The following is a 23716-nucleotide window of genomic DNA, read 5'->3' as shown; positions in this document are numbered from 1 at the left end:
CGCCCCTTGATGGCCCTGCGCCTCCCGCCCTACGACCCCCTGCCGCCCCCGCCGCCCCGCACCGACGCCCTGGTGGAGGTAGCGCTGGCGGATCTCCAACCCACCCAGCTCTGTGTGGGTCTGGCGGAGGTCACCAGCCGGCGTGAGGACTTCCGAGCTGAAAACCGCGATCAACGCCGGGGTTACCTCAGGGAAAAACCCGTGCCCCTGGTGCGCAGCGGCAACGGTGAGCTGTGGATGGTGGACCGCCACCATCGCCTCCGGGCCCTGATCGAGCTCGATCCGGCCGCCAGCACCTTTGGCTACGTGGTGCTGCAGCTCCAGCAGAGCAGCCGCGCCGAGGTGCTTGAGGCCCTGCACCAGCGCGGCTGGCTCTACCTGTTCGATGGCCGCGGTCGCGGGCCCCTGGCGCCGGCCGTGCTGCCGAGCCGGCTGGAGGCGCTGGAGGATGACCCTTACCGCAGCCTGGTCTGGAAGCTCAAGCGCGAGGGGGTGATCGCCCCGGCCCCACTGATTCCGTTCCATGAGTTCCGCTGGGGGGCCTGGCTGCGCAGCCGGCGCCTGCCCCCCTTCAGCTCCGAGCGCCTCGAACCGGCCCTGCCGGCGGCTCGGGCCCTGGCGCGTTCCGTCTCAGCGGCCCAGCTGGCCGGATGGAAGGGGGCTGGGGTCTGAGGGCAGCGGCGAGCGGGACGGCAGCGCCGCCAGGACCGCCGACAGGCCCACCAGGGCCAGAAGCCAGCCCCAGAGGGGCACCCGTTGGGGAAGCCGCAGCCCCAGACGCTGGAGCCGACCCTGACCCCGGCCCCGTTGCGCCGCCCTGGCGGCGGACTCCCCCAGCGGGGTGCCGCAGCGGCCGCAGACCATGCGACCGGCCAGGCTGCGATCCCGCCGAACCGACCAACTACCGCACTTGGGGCAAGACACGCGACCGTCTGCTTGAACTCCGCCAGTCTGAGCGCTTGCCATGCTGGGGTGACGGTGTCGCCCGGAGCGCCACGGCCATGGACTCCTCCATGGAACGACCCTGGAGACAACCTCCAGCCCACTGGCACGATCGGGCCGAGGCGGGCCGGGCCCTGGCGGCGCAGCTGGGGCAGTGGCACCAGCACCCCACCGCCGTGGTGCTCGCCCTGCCCAGGGGGGGCGTGGCGGTGGCGGCGGAGCTGGCCCGGTCGCTGGCCTTACCCCTGGAGACCTGGGCGGTGCGCAAGATCGGCCATCCCCTCAACCCCGAGGTCGCCATCGGCGCGGTGGCCCCCGGTGGGGTGGTGCTCTGGGACGCGGGCGCCCGGGCGCAGCTGGACCTCTCCCCCCAGCAGGAGCGAACGCTGGTGGCGGAGCAACAGAGGGAGCTGATGCGGCGCCAGCGGGTGTTCGGGGATCCTGCGGCAGCGTCCCTGCACAACCGTTGCCTGATCGTCGTCGACGATGGGGTGGCGACGGGGATGAGCGCGCGGGCGGCGCTGCAATCCCTGGCCGGGCTGGGGCCGGAGCGGCTGATCCTGGCGGTGCCGGTGATCGATGCGGCGGTGCTGCCGCTGCTGGAGCCCCTCGTCGACGAGATCGTGGCCCTGGCCGTCGTACGGGAACTGCGCTCGGTGGGGGAGCACTTCAGGGAGTTCGAGCAGCTCAGCGACCGCGACGTGCGAGACCTGCTGGCGAGCGCAGGCAGACTTCAGACACCCTGAGGCGCCACACCCATGATCCGCTGGTTGCTCAACCTGATCTGGTTCGTGCTCGGAGGGCTGGTGATGGGCCTGGGCTGGTGGCTAGCCGGGTTGGTGGCGGCGCTCACGATCGTTGGGCTCCCCTGGGCCCGGGCCTGCTTCGTGATCGGGAACTTCTCGTTTTTTCCCTTCGGCAAGGAGGCCGTCAGCCGCCTGGAGCTGACCGGCCGGCGCGATCTGGGCACGGGCCCGCTGGGGTTCATCGGCAACGTGATCTGGTTCCTGGTGGCGGGGATGTGGCTGGCGATCGGTCACCTCAGCTCGGCCCTGGCCTGTTTCGTGACGATCATCGGCATCCCCTTCGGCTGGCAGCATCTGAAGCTGGCGGTGATCGCCCTGGCCCCGATCGGCGTCACCGTGGTGCCCGTAGGCGCCGGTGGCCCTGCAGGGGCCCTAACCAGACCGTGACCGCCAGCCAGTGGATGACCAGCGGCGGCCACAGGGAGCCGCTGAGGTTGTAGGCCACGAGGCAGGCCAGGCCCAGCAGGCTGCACTGCACCAGGAAGCGCGGGTCATGGAACACCCCCTTGGCCTCGGGGTACCAGGTGCGCTCCGCCAGGGGGTGATAGATCACGAACAGCCCCAGGCTGAGGGCGCCCCAGGCGATCGTGCCGGGGAGGCCTTCCCCCTCCAGCGGGTGGGGCAGCAGGGCCACACGAAACAACAACTCCTCCAGCAGCGCGGGCATCAGCAACCAACCCAGGGCATGGCGCAGCAACAGTCCCGGCGGCCCCCACAAAACTTGCTCGCGCAGGAAACCGGAGCGATGCCCCAGCGTGAGGGCCACCAGGGCATAGGGCACCAGGATCGCCAGGGTCAGCGCCACGGTTCGCCCACCGGTGGGCATGAACAGGGCATCGGCGATCCGGCGCAGCAGGGAGGCCAGGGGCGGGAGTTGACCCAACACTCCGGTGGGGGCCAGCGGGGCGAGACGATCGTCGCCGCCGGGGATCAAGTTGGTGCGCAGCACGTGCAGCTGGGCGCCGTGGCCCAGAAACACCCGGGCCAGATCGTCGTGGCCGCGGCGGGGCAGGACCGTGCGCCAGCTCAGCAGGGTGTCGCGCAGGCCGGTGTTGCGACGGAAGCTGGCACCCTCGTCGATCCCTTCGGACGCCTGATCCACCAGGGTCCCGTTGCGTCGCCAGTCGGCGCGCATCTGGCCGAAGGGCGTGAGCAGGTCATCGAGGGAGCGGGTGAGCCGATCGAGGGAGGCAAGCCGCTCAGACTCCATGGTGGAACCGGGGCCTGAACCGCTTCCTGAACGGGGGAGCGAGGCCAGCCGCTGGCGCAGGCGCTCCACGGCGATCGCCAGGGCCTGGCTGGAATCCTGCACGCAGGAGATCGCCGCACCCACCCCGTTGAAGCCGGTGCCGTCGCCACTGCGGTAGCGCGCCATCAGCACTTCAGCCTGCAGTTGCAGTTCCCGCAGCAATGACAACCGCTGGGGGTCAGCGCTGCCCTCAGGGCCGGCCGGTTCATCGAACAGGTCGAGTTTGACCACCAGATCGGAGAACGGGCGAGTGCCCAGCCAGCCCCGGCGCAGGTCACCGGCATAGGCGCTCCAGTCCTGGGTGCCGGCCACGATCCCATCGGGATTGTTGGCATAGATCTGGTGGTAGCGCAGGGCGAACTGAAGTTCAGCCGTGAACGGGTCGCGCACCACCTCCGCCTCACCGAAGGCGAAGTGGCCGGTGACGGTGAAGAACGGCACGGGCTCCGCCTGGCGGCCACCGATGCCCCCGAAGGTATGGATCACCAGGCCGCGGTCCCCCAGGCTCCAGGGAACCGGAGCCGCCAGGGCGAGCTCCACCCGCGAGAAGCGTCCCCGTTGCAGGCTGGCGGGGCCCCAGTTGCCGCGCAGCAGGTAACGCCAGAGCGTCGAGCGGCCCTGGAGCAGCTGGTCGGCCTTGAGTTGGAACAGGGCCCGGGGGCGCAGGGACTGGACGGTGAACAGCCCGGTGACATCGGGGGCTCCGTAGAGGTACCAGCCCTGATAGCCGATCGGGTTGCTCGCAAGACCGCGGGGACTGGACATCCAGCGGCCGTAGCGGTTGGGGGGCTGCTGGGGGAGGCGCACGGTCGTGATCGGACCGCTGAACGCCCCCCCCTCGCTGTCGTAGTGCTGCACCCGGAAGCGATCGGAGCTGACACCACCGGCCGACGCTGGCGTCGGGCCCAGGATCCGCACCAGCGCCACCCAGCGGCCGGTGGTCTGAATCGGCGGCCGGCCGACGCGAAGGCTCGGGGCGCCCGTAGCTGCAGCCACCAGGGCCACATCCCGCAGTTCCACGGTCACGTCATCGCGGGGGCGGGCCCCGGCCAGGGACTGCAGCGGCCCCACCCGCCGGCGCCCATCGAGGCGAGTGGGCACCACGTTGCCATCGACGATCGCCGCGCGGGCGGCGTCATCCAGGCGGATGTCGGTGCTGACCGCGCGCACCAGCTGGCGCAGGCGGGGGTCGTCCTTCCAGCCCAGCCGCAGGCGCTGGCCCCGCAACGGCGCCTGCTCCGCGGGGGTTTGCTCCAGTTCGATCCAGACCCAGTCCTGGCCGAGAGCGGCCGGGGCCTGGACCAGCTCGCGCTCGCTGGGCAGGATCAAGCGCCCGAGCCAGTCGGCATGGGGCCTGTAGAGGGCGGGATCGGGGCGCTGGCCCAGGGGGTAGTGGGCGCTCTGGTTGAACGGGGCGCGCGCGCTCAGGACCTCACTGGAGAGCGGTGAGGGAGCCGTGGGGGTGCCCAGGGGCGAGGCAGCGCCCCCCGACGCCAGGGCTGGGCTGAACAGGCCCGCGAGCGCCAGCACCAGCGCCAGGGACACCGCCAGAAGGGCTGCGAACGGCTTCACCACAGGCTCAGCTGGGGCGGTACCCGATCGAGGCGCCAGAGCTGGCGATGGCTGCGCAGCAACTCCTGGCCGGCGATCGCCTCCACCTGAAGCTCCGCAAAGATCGGATTCGCTGTGACGATCCCCTCAACGCTGGCCTGGGCAGGGGCCGGTCCCAGGCCAAGACCCAAGCCAGCAAAACGCTGACGCCGCACCTGCTGCTCCCCACAGAAACCCACCAGCCGCAGCGGATCCCCCGGCCCGATCGGCCCCAGGCGCCTGGCCAGGGCGGGGCTGAGGAACAGGCCCTCGGCGCCGGTGTCCGCCAGGGCCGCCACCGGACCCAGGGGGCTGCTGAGCTCAATCAGGGGCACCCCCCGGGCCCAGCGCAGGGGCAGGGTGCGGCGCGGGGGCGTGGGGCCGGCCAGGGCCACGGCGCCCTCCCCGAGGCGAAGGCGCTGGCCCACGGGATCAATCCAGACCGGCAGGCGCTTCAGCAGGGGCGCCCCCAGCACCCCATCGACCCCCGGCGGCAGGGCCGCCACCGGCATCACCAGGGCTTCCGCCGAGCGCAGCAGGAGCTGATCGGCACCGCCACCGAGGCGCAGGTCACCCAGGCGCAGGCGACGGGGACGCAGCTGGGCGCAGCCGCTGCCGCCGCCGGCCATGCCGAAGTGGGCGGGGGGCACGGGCTCGGAACGGAGCCCCAGGCGCCGGGCCGCTGCGGGGGTGACCATCGACGAGGAGGCCCCCGTGTCAAGCAACAGCCGCAGGCTGCCTCGATCCGTGCGCAGGTTGAGCACCGGGGTGTCGCCGTCTGCGGCCCGCTCCAGGGGCACGGTGGCGCCACCGCTGGGGACGCCGCCGGCCAGGGGTTCACCCTTGAGCTGCAGCAGGGCGGCGCAGACGGCCAGCATGGGTGGCCGATCCAGACCAGAAACCAAATCGTAGGGCCGTCCTCCGGGTCGTCAGCATGGGGAGATCGATCCCAAGCCGTTGTTGCCCCAACGCCGACGCCATCAAGCTCCATCGCTCCCAGCGGGGCGCGCGGAACCTTGGCGGCGCATCACTCTGGGGGCAATGCTGCTGTTGGTCCTGCTGCCTGGTGACCGGGCCCGGGCGGCGCCAACCACCGAGAGCGAACCGGAGATCTGCGTGATCGCACCGCGGGTGGAGAGCGACGCCGATGGCCGGGTGGGCGGCACCGTGCCGAACGCCAGGCCCACCCTGGTGGTGGCCGAGCCACTGGGCGAGCTGCGCATCGAGCGCGGCGGACAGCGGCCCTGGAGCGCACAGATCCCGGCGAGCCAACGGGCGGGAACAGCGATCCCCTGGCCCCTGGCACCCCTGAAACCAGGGGAGCTGGCGGTGCTGCGCCTGCGCCCGCGCGGAACAGCCGCCGGCCACTTCGCCAGCGTGCGGCTACGGGCGGCGGCGGCACCGGTGCTGCGCTCCAGCGAGCAGCTGGTGGCTCGTCTGGGCCGCGATCCCAGGGCCTGGGAGCGCGCGGTGGAGGGGGCGCTGGCCCGCGGGCAAGTGCCCATGGCCTGGGCCTTGCTGTTCGATCCCCGCGCCCCGGCCTCCCCGCCGCTGCAGGGCTTGCGGGCCGAACTGCTCAGCGGTGGCTGCGGTCCCGGCGGTGGCTGAACTAGTTATGGTTCACGCCCTGGGGGCCGGGATCCGCCTCGGGGGGCTGTGGCCGTGATTGCACTGTTGCTGGCTGCCGCTCTGGCGCAAGGGCCGTTGGCTCCTGGGCCGTTGGCCCCTGGGCCATTGGCCCCTGGGCCATTGGCCCCGAGACGCCTGGACAGCCTGCCGGCGGAGTTGCAACCGCTGGTGAAAGAGCTGCGGCGACGGGGCTTCACCGTGCTGCTGCAGGCGCCGCCGCGGAGCGGCATCTACGGGTTGTTCGAGGCCAAAAGCAAGACGCTTTGGGTGGCGCCGGTGGCGTTCGAGCTGGGCATCGGCCGGCAGACCGTGCTGCACGAGGCGGTGCATGCCGCCCAGAGTTGCCCCCGCGGGGTGTTGAGGCCGATCGGCTGGAAGGTGACCCTGGCGCCGGTGGTGGAGCGGGAGATCAGCGGCATCCTCACCACCCGTTATGGCCACGGGAACCTGGCGGTGGAGCGGGAGGCGTTTGGGCTGCAGGGGCAAGCCGATGCGGTGAGCAAGCTGATCAGCGCCCTGCGGGCGCGCTGCAGGGCGGATCGGCCGATGGCTCACTCCTGACGGACGCACCTGGGGCGACGTTGCCAGCCTTTAATCTGACCGCGGCGCCCGGGAACGATTGACGCTCTTTTCAAAACCGATCACCCATGTGGTGGGCCCCATCGCCGTGCTCTCCTCGGCGCTGCTCGTGGCGCCCGGCTGGGCCCAACCCTCGGGCCGGGTGGAGCGTCGAATCCAGGACGAACAGCGGCGTGACCAGCTGCGCCAGGTTGATCAACAACAGCTCCAACCCCAGCAGCCCCTGATCGAAGGTCTGCCAGGCACCCCTGCAGCCCTCCCCCAAGACTCAGTCCCCTCGGCAGCGCCGCCGATCAAGGGCGTGGAACTGGAAGGCTCGAGCCTCCCAACCCCGGGCTGGTTGAAGCCGCTGCAGGAGCGCTACATCAGCCAGAGCGCCACCCAGGAGGTGCTCGCCAAGCTGCGGGCCGATCTGGAGGCGGCCTACGAGCGGGCCCAGCTGCTGGTCAGCGTGGGCGAGCCGCTGCAGCGCGCCGATGGCGTGGTGGTGGCTCCGGTGGTGGAAGCGCGGCTCGGGGCCGTGCGCATCCCCTCCAACCAGGCCCCGATCTCCTCGAACTGGGCGATCGCCACAGTGCTCGATGCGGTGGGCAAGGGCCAGCCGCTGCGGCTCGACAAGCTGGAGAGTGCTTTGCTCAAGCTGGGCGACCTCGGTGGTGTCCAGGCCAGGGCCGAGCTCCAGCCAGGGGACATAGCCGGGAGCACCGATGTGTTGCTCAACCTGCGGGCCACGCGGCAGGTCCAGGGGGAGCTGAACCTCAACAACCAATCCACGATCGACACCGGGCCGTATCAGGCGCAAGCCACGCTGAACCTCAACGGCCTAGCGGGCCGCGGCGAGGTGCTCAGCCTATTCACATCCTATTCCGGCAATGTGAACTGGTACGGCAGCCGCTATGCCGGCACGAATGTAACTTTGCCCCTCACACCGGGCGGGCTGAATGCCACAGGGTCGGTGAACTGGAGTGATTATCGCCTGCTTAAAGATCAGGCACCTTTCGACTACAAGGGATCCTTCGCCAGCGGTTCGGTGGGGTTGTCTCAGGTGCTGTGGCGGCGCCCCAGACAGAACCTTTCCTGGAATGTCAGCGCTGAAGTCGATCACTTCACCGATGAAGTCCTCGGTTATCAATACTCCAACCGCACCAACTGGGTCGGCCGCTTCACGTTGATGGGCGACAACCAGGACAACCTGTTCGGGCTCGGCATCAACAGCGGACTGCTCACGCTGTCGGTGGGAAATCTGGGCCTGGACGGACCCTTTGAGGCCGAACTCGATGAATTAGGCGCCGCCAAGGCCGGTGCCTGGGGGAAGTTGTTCGGCCTTTATCGGCGTTATCAGATGTTCCGCGATTCGCGCTGGTCGGTCGAACTGTTCAGCCAGGCCCAGGTTGCGTTCAACAACCTCGACACCGTCGAGAAGATGTCCCTTGGTTGGCCCAATGGTGTGCGCGCCTATCCACCGGGTGAGGCCCTCGGAGATTCGGGGCTGTCGGGGCAACTCACCCTTCGCTACCAACTGGCCAGCAATCTGATCGCCAAGGGATTCGTGGATGGGGGCTACATCTGGCGTTGGACGAGTTCGTTTGCCGATGGGGAGCTGCCGGGTCAGCTGGGCCTGTGGGGACCGGGCCTAGGGTTGGAATGGGGCACCCATGGCGATCTGCTCGCCTCGCTGGATGTGGCCTGGCCGCTGGGCAACAACCTCTATTCCCCCACCGGCAACGACGTGGATGGACTCAATGCCAGCGTGCGGGTCTGGGTGTCTCTGAGGAAGTGGTTCTGAGCCCATGACACACCGAAACCAGCCGCATCGAATCTCCCTCTGTGTGCTCGCGGGCCTGAGCCTGGTGCCCTGGCTGCCCCTTCCCAGCCAGGCCCTGCCCGAGTTCAGTGGGGGCCGCAGCGCCAATGTGCAGGGCCTCATCCCCGGCGCCAACGGTCAGATCCAGGTGGTCGGCAAAGGCGGCCTGGTGCGTTGGCAGAGTTTCAACGTCAGCCCGGGTGAACTGTTCCAGGTCCAGGGCAGCAGCAACCAGGTGCTGTTGAACTTCGTCCGTGGCACCAGCGGGGCCTCCCTCATCGGCGGCACGGTGCAATCGGGTCCCCGCTTCGTGCTGGTGAATCCGAGTGGAATTCAGGTGGAAGCAAGCGGGCGGATCCTGGCCCCTTCCTCCTGGCTGGTGCCTTTGCGACTCGATCCCAGCACCCTCTGGCGCTTCTCCCAGGCCTATGCCATCCAGCCCACTCGCTTCCGCAATCTCAGCTTCATCCGGGATCAGGCCATCAACCTGCGCGGCACGATCCTCGGCACCCAACGGCCGATCGAAGGGTCCCTCACCCTTCTGCCCGGCAACGTCAGCAACCGGGCTGCGCTGATCCAGAGCGGTCAATCCCTGCTGGCGGCCATCAATGCCACCCGGCTCCCCGCCACCGGGCTCAAGCCACCGGCCCTGATCGCAGGCGGCGCCCGCACACCTGTTGGCAGCCGTCTCCAGAGCCGCGGCGCCGCTCCGCTCGGGAAGCAAGCCCTCTCCAGCGCCACCCCTGGCGTTCGTCCCAGGGTCGGTGACGGCCTCAGCAACAGGAGTGCTGGTGGCAATGGCAATGGCAATGGCAATGGAGGCGGAAATAGCGGCGGTCGCGGCGCCAACGTCGGCGGCGGCGCCAACCTCATCCCTGGCACCGGCGGTGGGGCAGGTGGTCCCGGTGACGGCAACGGCCCCGGCAATGGCGCCGGGCAAGGGCGACCGGGCGGTGGCGGGAAGCCCGATGGTGGCGGCAAGCCTGACGGAGGCGGCAAGCCAGAGGGTGGCGGTGGTGGCGGAGCCAACCTCGGCGGCGGAGCCAACCTCATCCCTGGCACAGGCGGCGGGGCGGGTGGTCCCGGGGACGGCAGCGGCCCCGGCAATGGCGCCGGGCAAGGGCGACCGGGCGGTGGCGGAGGAAATGGCGGTGGCGGAAATGGAGGTGGCAACGCCGGTGGAGGCAGTGGCGGCGGGAATGGCGGAGGCGGCAGTGGGGGTGGAGGAATCGGGCTCATGCCCACACGGCCTTCCAGGCCTGGTGGCGGTCCTGCTGTGATCCCGCCTGGTGGTGGTGGCGGCGAAATCGGCCTCATGCCCACGCGGCCCTCCAGGCCCGGTGGCGGCCCTGCTGTGATCCCGCCTGGTGGCGGTGGCGGCGAAATCGGGCTCATGCCCACTCGGCCCTCCAGGCCCGGTGGCGGCCCGGCCGTGATCCCGCCAGGTGGCGGTGGTGGAGAAATCGGGCTCATGCCCACCCGACCCTCCAGGCCTGGTGGTGGCCCGGCTGTGATCCCCCCTGGTGGCGGTGGCGGAGAAGTGGGACTCATGCCCACGCGGCCCTCCAGGCCCGGTGGTGGCCCGGCCGTGATCCCCCCTGGTGGCGGTGGTGGAGAAGTGGGCCTCATGCCTGGGCTTCCATCCAGACCTGGTGGTGGTCCTGCTGTGATCCCCCCGGGTGGCGGTGGCGGAGAAGTCGGACTCATGCCTGGCCTTCCATCCAGACCCGGCGGTGGTCCGGCCGTGATCCCACCTGGTGGCGGCGGCGGCGGAGAAGTGGGCCTCATGCCCGGGCTTCCATCCAGACCCGGTGGCGGACCGGCTGTGATCCCACCTGGTGGCGGCGGCGGAGAAATCGGCCTCATGCCAACTCGGCCTTCCAGACCTGGTGGCGGTCCGGCCGTGATACCGCCCGGTGGCGGCGGTGGAGAAATCGGCCTCATGCCCACACGGCCCTCCAGGCCCGGTGGTGGCCCTGCTGTGATCCCACCGGGTGGCGGCGGTGGAGAAGTCGGGCTCATGCCCACGCGGCCCTCCAGACCTGGTGGCGGCCCGGCGGTGATCCCCCCTGGTGGCGGTGGCGGACAAGTCGGACTCATGCCCACCCGGCCCTCAAGGCCCGGTGGCGGCCCGGCCGTGATCCCGCCTGGTGGCGGCGGTGGCGAAATCGGGCTCATGCCCACACGGCCCTCCAGGCCCGGTGGTGGCCCGGCGGTGATCCCACCAGGTGGCGGTGGTGGAGAAATCGGCCTCATGCCCACAAGGCCCTCCAGGCCCGGTGGCGGCCCGGCGGTGATCCCCCCTGGTGGCGGCGGTGGCGAAATCGGGCTCATGCCCACAAGGCCCTCCAAGCCCGGTGGTGGCCCGGCTGTGATCCCACCGGGTGGTGGCGGTGGCGAAATCGGCCTCATGCCCACCCGACCTTCCAGGCCCGGTGGCGGCCCGGCCGTGGTCCCACCGGGTGGCGGCGGTGGGGAAGTGGGCCCCATGCCTGGGGCGAAACCCTCCAACTTGGCTGAGGGCTTACGGGCTGGGACGGTGCAGCAAGCACGCAGCGAGGCGATGGCCCTGGCGGCGACGCGGCAGCAGGGCCTGGGCTTCAGCTATCAGGTTCCGCGACAACTTCTGCTGGAGCGCTTCCCCGATGTGGACCTCGGTGGTCCCTCCGAAGCGACTCAGCCCGGAGGCGGGGCCTTGCCCAGCTGGCTCACCTACCAACCCACCAGTCGCACCTTCACAGCCACGAATCCACCGATGGGGGCTTTGCCCTACCGCGTGCAGCTGCAGCTCACCAACAGGAACGGAGCACCGATCCAACTCACGGTCGAGATCGCCCAACCCTGAACCCATCTGGGTTGGCACGAGCCATGGCAAGGCACGTGGCTCTTCACAGCAATGAGGGGCGTCCATCGGCAACCATCGCTGCCGCCTTAGGTCGATCGATCAAAGCCTGCCCCAAAACGTCCTTCAGTTGACGGCTCCCTCTTGGTGTTCGTGCTCAAGACCCACCTGGCTGGGGCCACAGGCCTAAGCTCCCTGGCCCGGGCTGTCAGATCCACCATGGCCGTCGCCCCCCCTTTCTCGCTGCGGGCCGCCGCCGGTGGCGGCGAGCTGCTGCTGCGTCAACTCTTCGACGCCGACACCGGCACCTACACCTACCTACTCGCAGACGTGGGGGCACGCGAGGGGGTGCTGATTGATCCGGTGTTCGAACAGCACAGCCGAGATCTGGCCCTGATCGAGGAGCTGGAGATCGATCTGGTCACCTGCCTCGACACCCACGCCCACGCCGACCACATCAGCGGCGCCTGGCTGATGCGGCGGGCCACGGGCTGCGCCATCGGACTATCGGCCAAGGTGCGTGCCAGCAACGTGACCAAGCCCCTGAGCGATGGCGATCGGGTGAACTTCGGCGGCCGCTTTCTGGAGGTGCGCGCCACCCCGGGCCACACCGACGGCTGCCTCACCTATGTGCTCGACAACCAGAGCCTCGCCTTCACCGGTGATGCGCTGCTGATCCGCGGCTGCGGTCGCTGTGATTTCCAGCAGGGCAACCCCCACAACCTCTACCGCTCGATCACCGAGCAGATCCTGTCGCTGCCAGAGGCCTGCCTGCTCTACCCGGGCCACGACTACGCCGGCCGCTGCGTCAGCTCCGTGGCTGAGGAACGGGCCTACAACGCCCGCCTGGGGGGCGGCGCCGATGAGCGCGACTTCGTCGGGTCGATGGAGAACCTGCGTCTCCCCCACCCCCACCGCATCGCCCAGGCCCTGCCGGCGAATCTGCGCTGCGGTGAGCCCCTAGAGCCCGCCAGCGGAGCGGACGACCAGGACTGGGCGCCGATCCGGCGCAGCTACGCCGGGTTGCCGGAACTGATCCCTGAATGGGTGGCCGCCCACCTCAGCGCCCTCAACCTGGTGGACGTGCGCTCGCGGCAGGAATACGACGGCCCCGATGGCCACATTCCCGGCAGCCAGCTGATCCCCCTGCCGGAGTTGGAGGCCCGCAGCCCAGAAATCCCCACCGATCGCCCGACGGTGGTGCTCTGCCATTCCGGCAGCCGCTCGGCCCTGGCCACCCAGCAACTGAGCAAAGCCGGCCTGAGGCAAGTAGCCAACCTGCGCGGCGGTCTGAGCCGTTGGAAAGCGGAGGGCTATCCGGTGGAGAGCGCTGGACCGGAGCCCCCCGGTTCGCCTCAGCGGTAAGCAGGTCGCTTGGTTTGAGCAAAACTGCGCCGTATGGCCTCGCCAACCGTCAGGCCGATCGGAAGTTCACCGCCGAAGGATGTGCCGGTGATCTGGCGGTAGAGCTTGGCTTCCACCACCTGATTGGTGCTGCCCGGCAGGGGAATGAACCGTGCCTTCTCGACCAGTTGGGTGTCGTTCACCAACAGGTAACCGATGAAGCGCCGCAGCAGGTCTTGTTCCTTGAGCGCCCGTTCGTTGACGTAGATGAACAGGAGCCTGGAGAGCGGTTCGTAGCTGCCATCGAACACGCTCTCCGCCGAAGGTGCCACCGCCACCTGACCCGCCTGAACCTTCAGAGCCCTTAACCGCTGGGCATGGGCGACGTACCAGCCATAGCCCAGATAACCGAGGGCATGGGGGTCGTTGGCCACACAGTTGACCACCACGTTGTCGTCTTCGCTGGCGGTGTAGTCGCGGCGTGAATCAGTGGCGGAGCCGTTGATCGCCTTGTTGAAGTAGTCGAAGGTGCCTGAATCGCTACCGGGTCCGCAGAGCCGGATCGGCCGTGCGGGCCACTGGGGGTTGACCTGATTCCAACGCATGATGCGGCCCTGGGCGCGTCGCTGCCACAGCCGGGAGAGTTCCTGGGTGGTGATCGCCTGGGCCCAGGTGTTGCGCGGGTTCACCACCACGGTGAGGGCATCGAAGGCGAGGGGCAGCTCGAAGAAGCGCACCCCTTTCCGCTCACAGGCCTTGAGTTCAGTGGAGCTGATCGGCCGCGAGGCATTGGCCATCGGCACCCGACCGGCACAGAGATCACGCAGGCCGCCGCTGGTACCCGATTCCACCAGATCAAAGCGGGACCCCTTGCCGGCCTCCGTGCGCTGGAAGGCAGCGATGGCGGCTTGGATGATCGGGTAGACCGTGCTCGATCCGGTGATGCGCACCGTGGGGGGCGTGGCCTGTTGGCCCCGGGCGGGTTGGGTCTGCGCGAGCGGTGCGAGCAGGGCCAAGACCGTGGCGGCGATCAGGCGCGTGGCAGCAGCGACACGAGCTGAATGGCGGCCGGGTGAGGAGGGGCGACGGAAGCGAAGCATGGGACGGGAGGGCGCCAGCCCGATCACCCTGATTGATCAAATGCGATTGATGGTTTAACGACGGTTTAAGCCTTGATGAACCCTGCCTCAGGCCAAGCGCTGGAGGCGCCGCCGCAGCGTCAGCGAGAGATAAACCAGGCTCACCAGGGCCGGCACCTCGATCAAGGGGCCTCAACTTGGCCAGCACCGGGGGATGGTTCAGCCGCATGGGGGCGCGCTGGCGCCGCAACGGCTGGCCAGATCCGCAAGCCAGGAGCGCAGGGCCTCGATGGCGGCCGGCTCCAGGCGGTAGTAGATCCAGCGGCCCTCCTGGCGGTCAGCCAACAGCCCCGCCTCCTTGAGCACCTTGAGGTGAAAGGAGAGCTTGGACTGGGCCAGATCGAGCTCAGCCGTGAGGTCGCAGACGCACTTCTCGCCATTGGCGAGGGCTTCGATCACGCGCAAACGCAGGGGGTCAGAGAGAGCCTTGAGCAGGGACCGAGCCTGGTTGGACTGGAGCGCAGGGGACCCGGCGGGCAGGGACACCGTCATTCATCAACTCCTCTTGATCAATCAAGCAGATTTGATCTAGGTTACGCCCGCCGACCACAGGCGCTGCTCACCTGCTTCGTTCCCATGCGCCTCGGCATCAACGGTTTCGGCCGCATCGGCCGCCTCGTGTTCCGTGCCCTCTGGGGCAGGCCCGGCATTGCGCTGGTGCATGTCAACGACCCGGCCGGTGATGCCGCCACCGCCGCCCATCTGCTCGAATTCGACTCCGTGCATGGCCGCTGGGATCGGGCAGTGGCCGCTGATCCCACCGTGCCCCAGGGCTTTCAGGTGGACGGAACCACCGTGAGCTACAGCCGCCACAAGGACCCCAGCGCCGTGCCCTGGCTGGATGCCGGGGTGGACCTGGTGCTCGAGTGCAGCGGCAAGTTCAAAACGCCCGAAACCCTCGAGCCCTACTTCAGCGCGGCGGGCCTGAAGCGGGTGATCGTGGCCTGCCCGGTGAAGGGGGTGATCGCCGGCGAGGAGGCACTGAACGTGGTGTTCGGCATCAACCACGCGCTCTACAACCCCAGCCTCCACCGCCTGCTCACCGCCGCCTCCTGCACCACCAACTGCCTGGCACCGGTGGTGAAGGTGGTGCACGAGAGCTTCGGCATTCGCCACGGCTCGATCACCACTCTGCACAACATCACCAATACCCAGGTGGTGATCGACAGCTTCAAATCCGACCTGCGCCGGGCTCGCTCCGCCACCAGCTCATTGATCCCCACCACCACCGGTTCGGCCAAGGCGATCGGCCTGATCTTCCCGGAGCTCCAGGGCAAACTCAACGGCCATGCGGTGCGGGTGCCCATGCTCAATGCCTCGATCACCGATGCGGTGTTCGAGCTGGAGCGCGCGGTGAGCGTTGAGGAGGTGAATGCCGCCTTTGCCGCCGCTGCCGCCGGAGCGCTGCAGGGAATCCTGGGCTGCGAGGAGCGGCCGCTGGTGTCGATCGACTACGTCAACGACCCGCGCAGCGCGATCGTCGATGCCCCCTCGACGCTGGTGACGGGCGGCACCCAGCTCAAGGTCTACACCTGGTACGACAACGAGTGGGGTTACAGCTGCCGCCTGGCCGATCTCGCCTGCCATGTGGCAGCACTTGAAGCTGCCGGGTCATGAAACAGCTCACGGCGCTGGAGCAGTACGCGGTCGTCACCGCCTCCTACTGGGCCTTCACCCTCACCGATGGCGCCCTGCGCATGCTGGTGATCTTCCACTTTCACCAGCTCGGCTACTCCACCCTGGAGATCGCCTTCCTGTTTCTGTTCTACGAGTTCTTCGGCATCGTCACCAACCTCTACGGCGGCTGGCTGGGGGCCCGTTTCGGTCTGCGGCTCACCCTCTGGGCCGGCCTGGTGCTGCAGATCATCGCCCTGCTGATGCTGGTGCCGGTCTCAGCCAGCTGGCCGAAGCTGTTCTCCCTGCTCTATGTGATGGGCGCCCAGGCGATCAGCGGCATCGCCAAGGACCTCAACAAGATGAGCGCCAAGAGCGCCATCAAGACCGTGGTCGCAGGGGAGGTGGTGCCGGAAACCCCAGGCGAACCAAGCCAAGTGGAGCAGCGACTGTTCCGCTGGGTGGCCCTGCTCACCGGCTCCAAGAACGCCCTCAAGGGGGTGGGCTTCTTCCTGGGCGGCGTGCTGCTCACCAGCTTCGGATTCGCCACTTCGGTGGCGGGCATGGCCGGCGGATTGTTCCTGGCCCTGCTCGGCACCCTGGTGCTGCCGGATGAAATCGGCAGAATGAAGCATAAGCCGGCCTTCTCGGCCCTGTTCGCCAAGAGCGCCGGCATCAACATCCTCTCGCTGGCCCGCTTCTTCCTGTTCGGCGCCCGCGACGTGTGGTTCGTGGTGGCCCTGCCGGTGTTCCTCGAGGCCGCCCTGGGCTGGAGATTCTGGGAGGTGGGCGGTTTTATGGGCCTGTGGGTGATCGGCTACGGGATCATCCAGGGTTCCACGCCCGCCCTGCGCCGGGCCTGGGGCAGCGGCGGCCCGCCGGGGCCTTCAGCGGTGCAGTTCTGGAGTGCGGTGCTCACGGCAATACCGGCCCTGATCGCCGTGGCGCTCTGGCGCGAGGTGGCCCAGCCGGGGTTGGCGATTGTGGTGGGGCTCGTGGCCTTTGGGGCGGTGTTCGCGATGAATTCCTCGATCCACAGCTACATGGTGCTGGCCTACACCGACGCCGAATCGGTGAGCCTCAACGTGGGCTTCTATTACATGGCCAATGCCGCGGGCCGTTTGCTGGGCACCCTGCTCTCCGGTGCCCTGTTCCTGGTGGGCGGCCTGCAGGCCTGCCTGTGGTGCTCGGCGCTGCTGGTGGGGCTGTCGTGGCTCACCAGCCTCAGACTGTCCCCAACCCGTTCAATGGTCGCCGCCGCCCATGGCTGAGCCCGCCCCTGATCCCTCATCACCGCCGCCGCGGGCCTCGATCCGCTTCCCGGTGGCCTGGCTGCTGGCTCTGGTGGTGGTGGATGGCACCTTTCTCTGGGCTGCCGAGCGCATCGGTCAGCCCAGCTGGGGCAGCGCGGTGCTGCTGATCGCCGCCGTGATCAACGTGCCCCTGTTCCTCGGGGCGCTGCTGCTGCTACGCGCGAAGTTCTGAGCGCGGCCTGGTCGCCGGCCCCTCGAGGCGGGATTGGATCAGGTCTTCGCGGGTGATTCGGTACCCCAGCCGCCGAGCCGCCAGCACGAGCTCGTGGCTGCTGCGGCAATGCTTCAGGGCCCGGCGCAGGGCGCCATCGGCCTCGGCCTCATCCACCAGCCTTTCCAGTTCGGCGAGCGCCATGACCCTCCTTTGGGGATCAATTCACCTTGCCGTGGCGGCCCCCCGTTGGCCAGCCTCTTCACGTCCCTTCACGCCTGAGGCCCCCACCGCCGTGGGGAGCTCAGGAAGGTTGGAGCCCTTGAAACCGAGCGCCGCCTGCTGGCGAACCGCCTCAATCGAGGTGAGGCTGTCGGTGGCTGGATCCCAGAGGATGAACTTGAAGCAGTTCGGGATCTCGGCAAGCCGCAGGGTGTGCACCCCTGTGAGCAGGTGGGCGTTGGCCTGGTGGGCCTCCCGCAGGCGGTAATTGGGGATCCGCGCCGAGAGGTGGTGCATGTTGTGGTAGCCGATGTCGGCGGAGAACCAATTGAGCAGCGCCGGCATCTTCAGGTAGCTGGAGCCTTCAATCGCCCCTTTGAGGTAGCTCCAATCCTCGCTGCGGTGGGCATAGGAGCCCTCGTAGTTGTGCTGCACGAAGAAGATGCAGATGAAGATCGCCGCCGAGCAGGCCATCACGATCGAATAGACGCTCCAGAACAGCCCAAGGCCCAGCCAGTGGCCCATCAGCGCCCAGAGACTGAGCACACAGATGTTGTTGCCCAGCAGATCCCAGAATTCTCCGGTGGTGTACCAGTGGCGGCTGCGGTAGCTCGCGAAGATCGCCGCCACGGTGCTGGAGGGATCTTCCCGGCGGCAATCGAGGCCATGGCGCACCAGCCCCACCAGGCCCAGCACCAAAGCCAGCCGTGGCTTGATGATCAGATAGAAGAATCCCCCGGGAATCAGCATCAGCGGCTGGCGCAGGAAGGCGTAGAACCACTGGCGGCGAGGGCTTAACGCCAGAAACTGGCCTGTGGTGATCAGCGCTGATGGCCCCCGGTAAAGCTCCCAGTTGCCGTTGTGGCGGTGGTGGTAGTCGTGGCCCCGCGACCAGGGGTACTGGGGGATGGCATTGATCACCCCGAGCAGAAATCCCACGGCCCGATTCACCTTCGGCGAGCTGAACAACGAGGCGTGGCCGCAATCATGCATCAATGAAAAGCAGCGCGCTGAAAGCAGCACCATCAGCACCACGATCGGCACCGCCAGCCAGAGGGAGCTGCGCACGGCTGGACCGATCGCCCACCACAGCAAGCCGAAGGGCACCAACGTATTGATCAGCTGCCAGCTGGCCCACCAGTCGTTGCTGGCCATGTAGGGCCTGAGGCTGAAATCAGCCCGGCTGGGGGTGGCCTGAAGGGTATCGGTAGGCATGGGGGGCAATGGGCGCCTCGTCTGGGTGGGGGCCATGGGCAAGGCATGCTCAGCGACGTCGCCGAAGAGAGGGTTCCTTGGGCTGCCTCGACAGGATGCCTGATCTGAGACAAAGGTAACCATCCCTACGTAAGGCCGTGCTGGGTTCAGAACCTGATCGCGGTCTGCAGCAGCACCCCCAGGTCGGTAAAGCGGCCGTCGGCGTTCTGGGCGCCGGAGGCGTTGCGGGTCAGCTGGCCGAAGGGCCGACTCAGATAGAAGACGGCTGGGGTGACCGTGATCCTGTCGCTCATCGGCAGCGCATACCAGAGCTCGAAGGCAAAATTGCCATCGGCCACCCGGCCCGTGCGCAGGCCCGAGGCCTGGGTGGGTTGGCCCACGGCCGCCCCCAGGGTGTAACCCTTGGCCAGTGCATCCTTCCACTCCAGGGCCACCGACCAGGAGCGGCTGGAGCGGACATTGGTGAGGGCATTCAGGGGCTGGGGCGTGGGGAAGGCGTCGGCGTTCTGGTGGATCCAGCTGCTGCCCCAGCCGGCGCTGATTGAGGGGATCCAGCCGCTGCTTTGCGGTTGCCAGTAGCCACTGAGCGCGAGATTCAGACTCGATCCGGACGTCCCACCGTCGCCGGCCGCCAGAATCGCGCTGCCCAAGGTGGTGCCCACGTTGGCTCGGGTACCCGCCTGGCCGCTCCGGAAGGCGGCGGCCAGGGCCCACTGGGGCGCCTGGTAGCCGACCTGGGCCGTGAGGTTCGCTGCGCTGTTGCCATTGAAAAGACCGCCAGCGGCAGGATCCCCAGACCCGCCCCGCTGGGCCACGTAGCTCACCGACGCCCCCCAGCGGCCCCGCCCCCTGGGCACCTCCTGGCGCCAGATCGCCGCCAGGGTGGCCCCGGTGGCTTTGTTGTAGACCGCCGGAGCTCCATAGAACGTGAAGAACTCCAGGAGCGGGCCGCCCCGGGTGCCGTACACCGAGGGGATGATCGCCAGGGTGTCATGGTTCCGGCTCAGGGGCCCCACCAGGAACGTGAACTCCTGGCCGACCGGAAAGCGGTAGGAGAGACGGTCCAGGCGCACCACGTTCGCCGCCGCCACGGCAAGGCCGTCGGCCCCGATGATCGTGGGGCTGTAGGCCGCATCGATCTTCGAGAGCCGCACCGGTGTGCCATCAAAGGCGCTGGCGTTGAAATTGCCCGAGCGGAGCCGGCTGAACAGAAGGTCTTTGCCGGTGAAGCTGGTGTTGAGAATCAGTCTGAGTTCGTAGTTGAAGCTGACGGCGTCGCGGGGGCTGTTGCCGGGGGTGGTGCCCGGCAGGTTGGCGGCCACATCACCCCCATAGGCGGTACTCCCCAGCACGAAATTGCTGACGCCCGAGAGGGTCGTGGTGGTGGAGAAGGCCGTTGCCTCCAGCTGCTTCAGCTCCAGGGCGAACTTCTCCCGCAGGCGCAGCAGCCCGTCGCTCAGGGGGGGGGATCGCTCCAGGCAGATTTCCAGCAGGGCCGCTGCCTCCGAGCGGCTGAGGGGGGGGGACTCCCCCAGGGGGCGCTCTGGGATGGCGCCGCCGCAGCCGTGGCGTTCCAGCACAGCCGCCAGAGTCGCTGCCTCCAGCGTCTCCGCCTTCGCCGCTGCTCCTGAGGTCGCCACGGAGAAGGCCATGATCAAGGCGGGTAGAGCCTGTGAAATCACCCCAATGGGCTTACCTGACTGGTTAGCTGTTTAGAAACCACAGTACGACCTGCCACTCGGGACGTGTCCGGACAGACGATTCCGATCGGTGCTATTAGCCTCAGAGCCATCTCCTTGGCGCCTCCACGCCGGGAGTTGTTTCGTTGTTGAAGCCCATGCTCAGCCGCCTGCGCCTCCACGTTGGACTCTCGGCCCTGTTCGTGCCCGTGGTTCTGCTCACAGGCGTGGGCATCGCGATCACCTCCTACCAGCGCAGCAGCGACCTGCTGCTCAAGGCCAACCGCCAACTGATGGCCGCGGCGGCGGCCAAGACCTCGGCGGAAGTGCAACTGCTGCTCGATATCAAAGGGGCGCAACACAACCTGGAGCGTCTCGCGCCCCTCGGCAACGTCCGCACACTGCCCCAGCGGCTCAGCTTCGTTCCCGCCCTGCGTGACGCCCTGCAGAGCACGCCGGCGGCCACCTCCTATCTCGCTGGCTACGCCAATGGCGACCGCTTCCTGTTGCGGTACATCTGGGACGACGTCGACCGCACCCTGTTCAAGGCTCCCCAGGAGGCCCAGTACGTGCTGCAGACGAACGAGCGCACGGGAGCCCGCAATGTGGCCCGGGTCTGGCTGTTCGACAAGCAACTCAAGCTCATGAGGACGGAGCTGGCACCGGAGTTCTCGACCTACGACCCGCGCACCCGCCCCTGGTTCAAGGCCGCGATCGTCACCCCCAAGCCGATCACAACCAAGGTCTATCGCTTTGCCAGCACAGGCCGCCTCGGGGTCACCCTGGCCCAGCGAGCCCCCGACGGCCAGGCGGTGCTGGCGGCGGACTTGCGCCTCTCCACAGTCAGTGCCCTGTTGAAACGTCAACGCATCACCCCGGGCACGAAGCTTGCCCTGGTGAATGCCCAAAACAGAGTGGTCGCCCTGGACGATTTCGCCCAGATGCCCGACCGGGACGCCCGCAATCAGTTGCTCAAAGATCTGGGCACGCTCTCTGAGGTGCAGGTGCCGGTGCTGAACCAGGCAGGAAAAAATCTTCCCCCCATCATCGCCGAACTGAATGGCGGAACCAAGCTGGTGGAGCGCCAGTTACGCCTGGGTGGCGCCAACTGGCAACTGGCCGTCGCGAAAATCCCGTTGGTCTCCGGCAGGAGTTTCTATCTGGTGGTGGCCGTCCCCGACGAGGAATTGTTGGAGGGAGCCAAAACCCTGCGCCGTGATTCGATCCTCTCCACCCTGCTGGCGATCGCCATCGCCCTGCCGCTGGTGATCCTGATCTCCCGCCGTGTCACCGCCAGCCTGCGGCGCCTCTCGGAGGAGGCGGAGGCCGTGCGCAACTTCGATTTCTCCGATCGCCCGGCCTCCCGCTCGATCGTCAAAGAGGTGGACGACCTGTCGCTCACCATCGACGGCATGAAATCAACGATCCGTCGCTTCCTTTCGGTGAGCGCCGCGATCGCCTCGGAGCCCAATTTCGAGCGTCTGCTGGAGCGGATTCTGGGGGAATCGATTCTCAACACCAAGGCCAAGGGTGGGGCCCTGTTCCTGCTCAATGAAGGGGGCGACAGCCTTGATTCCGTGCAGGCCATGGGGGCCGACCAACAGCCCTTGAACCTCCCTCCCACACAACTGGCGTCGGAGGCCATTGAGCGCAAATTTGGCCTGGAGGATGCCCGCAAGGTGCTCCAGGGCACGATCAGCGACCAGGGCTCAGCCGTGGAGAAACAGCTGGCCGAGGCCCTCACACTGCAGAACGCCCCCTACCTGGCCGTTCCCCTGCAGAACAGGGAAAAGCAGCTTCTGGGTCTACTGCTGCTCTGGTTCGACGAAGCACCGGAAACCTCACTGGTGGCCTTCACCGAGGCGTTCTCAAGCACGGCCGAGGTCACCCTCGAGACCCGGGAACTGATCCGCGCCCAGAAGGCCCTGTTCGAGTCCTTCATCGAGCTGATCGCCAACGCGATTGACGCCAAGAGCCCCTACACCGGCGGCCATTGCTTCCGGGTGCCGGAGATCACCAAGATGCTCGCTTCCGCCGCCTGCGAGAGCAGCGACGGCCCCTTCAAAGACTTCCAGCTCGATGAAGGGCAATGGGAGACCGTGCATGTGGCCGCCTGGCTGCACGATTGCGGCAAGGTCACCACGCCGGAATTCGTGGTCGACAAGGCCACCAAGCTCGAAACCATCTACGACCGCATCCACGAGGTGCGCATGCGCTTCGAGGTGCTCAAGCGCGATGCGGAACTCCGCTACTGGGAGCAGCTGGCCGCCGGCGGTGACGCCACCGCCCTGGCCGCCGAGCGCGACTCCGAACTCGCCCAGCTCGACGACGACTTCGCCTTCGTGGCCGAATGCAACCAGGGAGGCGAGTTCATGGCCCCCGATCGGATCGAGCGGCTCAACGCCATCGCCGCCCGCACCTGGCGGCGCACCCTCGACGACCGCCTCGGTGTCTCCACCGAGGAACTGCTGCGCAAGCAACTGCAGCCGGCGGTGCCCGTGCCCGCCATCGAGCCCCTGCTGGCGGACAAACCCGAACACCGCATCGAGCGCCCCGCAGGCAGCACGGCCATCGAGGCGGACAACCCCTACGGCTTCAAGGTGGACGCCCCCGAACTGCTCTACAACCGCGGCGAGGTCTACAACCTCTCCGTCGCCCGGGGCACGCTCTCGGCTGAGGAGCGCTTCAAGATCAACGAGCACATCATCCAGACGATCCGCATGCTCTCGGTCCTGCCCTTCCCGCGGCACATGAGCCAGGTGGCGGAGATCGCCGGCGGCCACCACGAAACGATGATCGGCACCGGCTACCCCAAGCGCCTCAAGCGCGAGGAGATGAGCGAGGTGGCGCGGATGATGGCGATCGCCGACATCTTCGAGGCGCTCACCGCCGTCGATCGCCCCTACAAGAAGGGCAAGACCCTCTCCCAGGCCCTGAAGATCATGGGCTTCATGAAAAAGGACCAGCACATCGACCCCGATCTGTTCGCCCTGTTCATCCGCTCCGGGGTCTACAAGCGCTACGCCGAGCAGTACCTGCGGCCCGAGCAGATCGATGCCGTCGACGAGGAGGCGCTGCTGGCCCCCTGAGGGCCTAGGCCGAGGCCTCAAGGCGATCAGGAAACAAAACCCCATCGAGGTGGTCGACCTCGTGCTGGACCACCCGGGCATGGAAGCCCTCCACCTCCCGCTCGATCAGGCGCCCCAGGCCATCGAAGCCGCGGTAGCGAATGCGCGCCCAACGGCTCACAGGCGCCCGCCGGTCCGGCACGCTCAGGCAACCCTCCTCGCGGCGCTCGAGCTCCTCACCCAGGGGTGTGATCAGCGGATTGATCAACACCGTCTCCGGGATCGGCGGCGCCTCGGGGTAGCGGCGGTTAACGGTGATTCCGAAGATCACCACCCTCAGATTCACATCGATCTGGGGGGCCGCCAGGCCGGCACCCTCGGCGGCCGCCATGGTGTCGCGCAGGTCGTCGATCAGCGCCTGGAGGGCGGGATCTGACATCGACTCCGGGTTCACAGGTTCGGCGACCCGCCGCAGGCGCGGGTCCCCCTCCAGCAGGATCGTGCGAACGGCCATGGTTGTTTCTGGGGGT

Annotated in this window: 21 protein-coding genes; 12 read left to right on the top strand and 9 right to left on the bottom strand. The window is 68.1% G+C overall.

Annotation, left to right across the window (positions count from 1 at the left end; genetic code table 11):
• Window positions 1–9 precede the first annotated feature (9 nt).
• A complete protein-coding gene (locus KBZ13_RS05570; RefSeq protein WP_255007268.1) occupies window positions 10–672 on the top strand; it encodes a ParB-like protein in 663 nt (220 codons plus the stop codon).
• On the opposite strand, the gene KBZ13_RS05565 is transcribed toward KBZ13_RS05570, so the two are convergent.
• The gene (locus KBZ13_RS05565) at window positions 631–924 is read right to left on the bottom strand and encodes a TFIIB-type zinc ribbon-containing protein (protein ID WP_255007266.1); all 294 of its coding nucleotides are present in this window, start codon (window positions 922–924) and stop codon (window positions 631–633) included. The two genes, KBZ13_RS05570 and KBZ13_RS05565, sit on opposite strands and share 42 nt — an antisense overlap.
• A gap of 77 nt (window positions 925–1001) precedes the next feature.
• Between KBZ13_RS05565 and KBZ13_RS05560 the strand changes: the two genes are divergently transcribed.
• Both KBZ13_RS05560 and KBZ13_RS05555 read left to right on the top strand, forming a co-directional pair.
• Entirely contained in the window at window positions 1002–1688 is a 687-nt protein-coding gene (locus KBZ13_RS05560) for a phosphoribosyltransferase (RefSeq protein ID WP_255007264.1), read from the top strand.
• 12 nt (window positions 1689–1700) lie between these two features.
• Entirely contained in the window at window positions 1701–2135 is a 435-nt protein-coding gene (locus tag KBZ13_RS05555) for a YccF domain-containing protein (protein WP_255007263.1), read from the top strand.
• On the opposite strand, the gene KBZ13_RS05550 is transcribed toward KBZ13_RS05555, so the two are convergent.
• Together KBZ13_RS05550 and KBZ13_RS05545 are read right to left on the bottom strand one after the other, a co-directional pair.
• The gene (locus tag KBZ13_RS05550) at window positions 2080–4569 is read right to left on the bottom strand and encodes a type II CAAX prenyl endopeptidase Rce1 family protein (RefSeq protein ID WP_255007261.1); all 2490 of its coding nucleotides are present in this window, start codon (window positions 4567–4569) and stop codon (window positions 2080–2082) included. The genes KBZ13_RS05555 and KBZ13_RS05550 overlap by 56 nt on opposite strands.
• Complete coding sequence (locus tag KBZ13_RS05545) at window positions 4566–5465, bottom strand: aspartyl protease family protein (RefSeq protein WP_255007259.1); 900 nt, start codon at window positions 5463–5465, stop codon at window positions 4566–4568. The genes KBZ13_RS05550 and KBZ13_RS05545 overlap by 4 nt, the downstream gene beginning before the upstream one ends.
• 163 nt (window positions 5466–5628) lie before the next feature.
• Between KBZ13_RS05545 and KBZ13_RS05540 the strand changes: the two genes are divergently transcribed.
• The 5 genes from KBZ13_RS05540 to KBZ13_RS05520 all read left to right on the top strand — a co-directional run bounded on the left by KBZ13_RS05540 (window position 5629) and on the right by KBZ13_RS05520 (window position 12806).
• Window positions 5629–6195 (top strand): hypothetical protein, encoded by a 567-nt coding sequence (locus KBZ13_RS05540; protein ID WP_255007257.1) that lies wholly within the window; start codon window positions 5629–5631, stop codon window positions 6193–6195.
• A gap of 141 nt (window positions 6196–6336) precedes the next feature.
• A complete protein-coding gene (locus tag KBZ13_RS05535) occupies window positions 6337–6777 on the top strand; it encodes a hypothetical protein (RefSeq protein WP_255007255.1) in 441 nt (146 codons plus the stop codon).
• 58 nt (window positions 6778–6835) lie between these two features.
• On the top strand, window positions 6836–8581 hold the full coding sequence (locus tag KBZ13_RS05530; RefSeq protein WP_255007253.1) for a ShlB/FhaC/HecB family hemolysin secretion/activation protein: 1746 nt from the start codon (window positions 6836–6838) through the stop codon (window positions 8579–8581).
• Window positions 8582–8585: 4 nt separating this feature from the next.
• A complete protein-coding gene (locus KBZ13_RS05525; protein WP_255007251.1) occupies window positions 8586–11444 on the top strand; it encodes a hypothetical protein in 2859 nt (952 codons plus the stop codon).
• 216 nt (window positions 11445–11660) lie between these two features.
• On the top strand, window positions 11661–12806 hold the full coding sequence (locus tag KBZ13_RS05520) for an MBL fold metallo-hydrolase (RefSeq protein WP_255007249.1): 1146 nt from the start codon (window positions 11661–11663) through the stop codon (window positions 12804–12806).
• Here the strand turns inward: KBZ13_RS05520 and KBZ13_RS05515 are convergent.
• Together KBZ13_RS05515 and KBZ13_RS05510 are read right to left on the bottom strand one after the other, a co-directional pair.
• Window positions 12797–13885 carry a PstS family phosphate ABC transporter substrate-binding protein gene (locus KBZ13_RS05515; protein WP_255007248.1) on the bottom strand — a complete coding sequence of 363 codons (1089 nt, stop codon included), beginning with the start codon at window positions 13883–13885 and terminating at the stop codon, window positions 12797–12799. The two genes, KBZ13_RS05520 and KBZ13_RS05515, sit on opposite strands and share 10 nt — an antisense overlap.
• A gap of 198 nt (window positions 13886–14083) precedes the next feature.
• Window positions 14084–14416 (bottom strand): ArsR/SmtB family transcription factor, encoded by a 333-nt coding sequence (locus KBZ13_RS05510; RefSeq protein ID WP_255007246.1) that lies wholly within the window; start codon window positions 14414–14416, stop codon window positions 14084–14086.
• Window positions 14417–14500: 84 nt separating this feature from the next.
• Between KBZ13_RS05510 and KBZ13_RS05505 the strand changes: the two genes are divergently transcribed.
• The 3 genes from KBZ13_RS05505 to KBZ13_RS05495 are packed head-to-tail and all read left to right on the top strand — an operon-like array spanning window position 14501 to window position 17023.
• Window positions 14501–15541: an ArsJ-associated glyceraldehyde-3-phosphate dehydrogenase gene (locus tag KBZ13_RS05505; protein WP_255007244.1), complete on the top strand. Its 1041-nt coding sequence runs from the start codon at window positions 14501–14503 to the stop codon at window positions 15539–15541.
• On the top strand, window positions 15538–16809 hold the full coding sequence (gene arsJ, locus KBZ13_RS05500) for an organoarsenical effux MFS transporter ArsJ (RefSeq protein WP_255007242.1): 1272 nt from the start codon (window positions 15538–15540) through the stop codon (window positions 16807–16809). The genes KBZ13_RS05505 and arsJ overlap by 4 nt, the downstream gene beginning before the upstream one ends.
• Complete coding sequence (locus KBZ13_RS05495) at window positions 16802–17023, top strand: hypothetical protein (protein ID WP_255007241.1); 222 nt, start codon at window positions 16802–16804, stop codon at window positions 17021–17023. The genes arsJ and KBZ13_RS05495 overlap by 8 nt, the downstream gene beginning before the upstream one ends.
• On the opposite strand, the gene KBZ13_RS05490 is transcribed toward KBZ13_RS05495, so the two are convergent.
• From KBZ13_RS05490 to KBZ13_RS05480, 3 genes are all read right to left on the bottom strand, one after another.
• Window positions 17006–17206, bottom strand: coding sequence for a Nif11-like leader peptide family natural product precursor (locus KBZ13_RS05490; RefSeq protein ID WP_255007239.1), 201 nt, complete (start codon window positions 17204–17206; stop codon window positions 17006–17008). The two genes, KBZ13_RS05495 and KBZ13_RS05490, sit on opposite strands and share 18 nt — an antisense overlap.
• A 21-nt stretch (window positions 17207–17227) precedes the next feature.
• Complete coding sequence (locus tag KBZ13_RS05485; protein ID WP_255007238.1) at window positions 17228–18475, bottom strand: fatty acid desaturase; 1248 nt, start codon at window positions 18473–18475, stop codon at window positions 17228–17230.
• A gap of 110 nt (window positions 18476–18585) precedes the next feature.
• A complete protein-coding gene (locus KBZ13_RS05480) occupies window positions 18586–20079 on the bottom strand; it encodes an iron uptake porin (RefSeq protein WP_255007237.1) in 1494 nt (497 codons plus the stop codon).
• 197 nt (window positions 20080–20276) lie between these two features.
• Between KBZ13_RS05480 and KBZ13_RS05475 the strand changes: the two genes are divergently transcribed.
• Window positions 20277–23207: an HD domain-containing phosphohydrolase gene (locus KBZ13_RS05475; protein WP_255007236.1), complete on the top strand. Its 2931-nt coding sequence runs from the start codon at window positions 20277–20279 to the stop codon at window positions 23205–23207.
• Between the two features lie 4 nt (window positions 23208–23211).
• Here KBZ13_RS05475 and def read toward each other — a convergent pair whose 3' ends face one another.
• Window positions 23212–23700, bottom strand: a complete 489-nt coding sequence (gene def / locus KBZ13_RS05470) for a peptide deformylase (protein ID WP_255007235.1) — start codon at window positions 23698–23700, stop codon at window positions 23212–23214.
• Between the last annotated feature and the right edge of the window lie 16 nt (window positions 23701–23716).

Origin of the sequence: Cyanobium sp. ATX 6F1, from assembly GCF_024346315.1 — a bacterium.
GTDB lineage: Bacteria > Cyanobacteriota > Cyanobacteriia > PCC-6307 > Cyanobiaceae > ATX-6F1.
The sequence above is the reverse complement of the archived record's forward strand: the minus strand, read 5'-3'. Positions and strand labels throughout refer to the sequence as shown.

Bases quoted from the DNA above. Each gene is read 5' to 3' on its own strand.
- KBZ13_RS05525 (WP_255007251.1), top strand. From the start codon at position 8,586: ATGACACACCGAAACCAGCCGCATCGAATCTCCCTCTGTGTGCTCGCG.
- KBZ13_RS05485 (WP_255007238.1), bottom strand. From the start codon at position 18,475: ATGGCCCCCACCCAGACGAGGCGCCCATTGCCCCCCATGCCTACCGAT.
- KBZ13_RS05490 (WP_255007239.1), bottom strand. From the start codon at position 17,206: ATGGCGCTCGCCGAACTGGAAAGGCTGGTGGATGAGGCCGAGGCCGAT.
- KBZ13_RS05475 (WP_255007236.1), top strand. From the start codon at position 20,277: ATGCTCAGCCGCCTGCGCCTCCACGTTGGACTCTCGGCCCTGTTCGTG.
- def (WP_255007235.1), bottom strand. From the start codon at position 23,700: ATGGCCGTTCGCACGATCCTGCTGGAGGGGGACCCGCGCCTGCGGCGG.
- arsJ (WP_255007242.1), top strand. From the start codon at position 15,538: ATGAAACAGCTCACGGCGCTGGAGCAGTACGCGGTCGTCACCGCCTCC.
- KBZ13_RS05520 (WP_255007249.1), top strand. From the start codon at position 11,661: ATGGCCGTCGCCCCCCCTTTCTCGCTGCGGGCCGCCGCCGGTGGCGGC.
- KBZ13_RS05540 (WP_255007257.1), top strand. From the start codon at position 5,629: ATGCTGCTGTTGGTCCTGCTGCCTGGTGACCGGGCCCGGGCGGCGCCA.
- KBZ13_RS05505 (WP_255007244.1), top strand. From the start codon at position 14,501: ATGCGCCTCGGCATCAACGGTTTCGGCCGCATCGGCCGCCTCGTGTTC.
- KBZ13_RS05560 (WP_255007264.1), top strand. From the start codon at position 1,002: ATGGACTCCTCCATGGAACGACCCTGGAGACAACCTCCAGCCCACTGG.
- KBZ13_RS05545 (WP_255007259.1), bottom strand. From the start codon at position 5,465: ATGCTGGCCGTCTGCGCCGCCCTGCTGCAGCTCAAGGGTGAACCCCTG.
- KBZ13_RS05495 (WP_255007241.1), top strand. From the start codon at position 16,802: ATGGCTGAGCCCGCCCCTGATCCCTCATCACCGCCGCCGCGGGCCTCG.
- KBZ13_RS05515 (WP_255007248.1), bottom strand. From the start codon at position 13,885: ATGCTTCGCTTCCGTCGCCCCTCCTCACCCGGCCGCCATTCAGCTCGT.
- KBZ13_RS05570 (WP_255007268.1), top strand. From the start codon at position 10: ATGGCCCTGCGCCTCCCGCCCTACGACCCCCTGCCGCCCCCGCCGCCC.
- KBZ13_RS05510 (WP_255007246.1), bottom strand. From the start codon at position 14,416: ATGACGGTGTCCCTGCCCGCCGGGTCCCCTGCGCTCCAGTCCAACCAG.
- KBZ13_RS05555 (WP_255007263.1), top strand. From the start codon at position 1,701: ATGATCCGCTGGTTGCTCAACCTGATCTGGTTCGTGCTCGGAGGGCTG.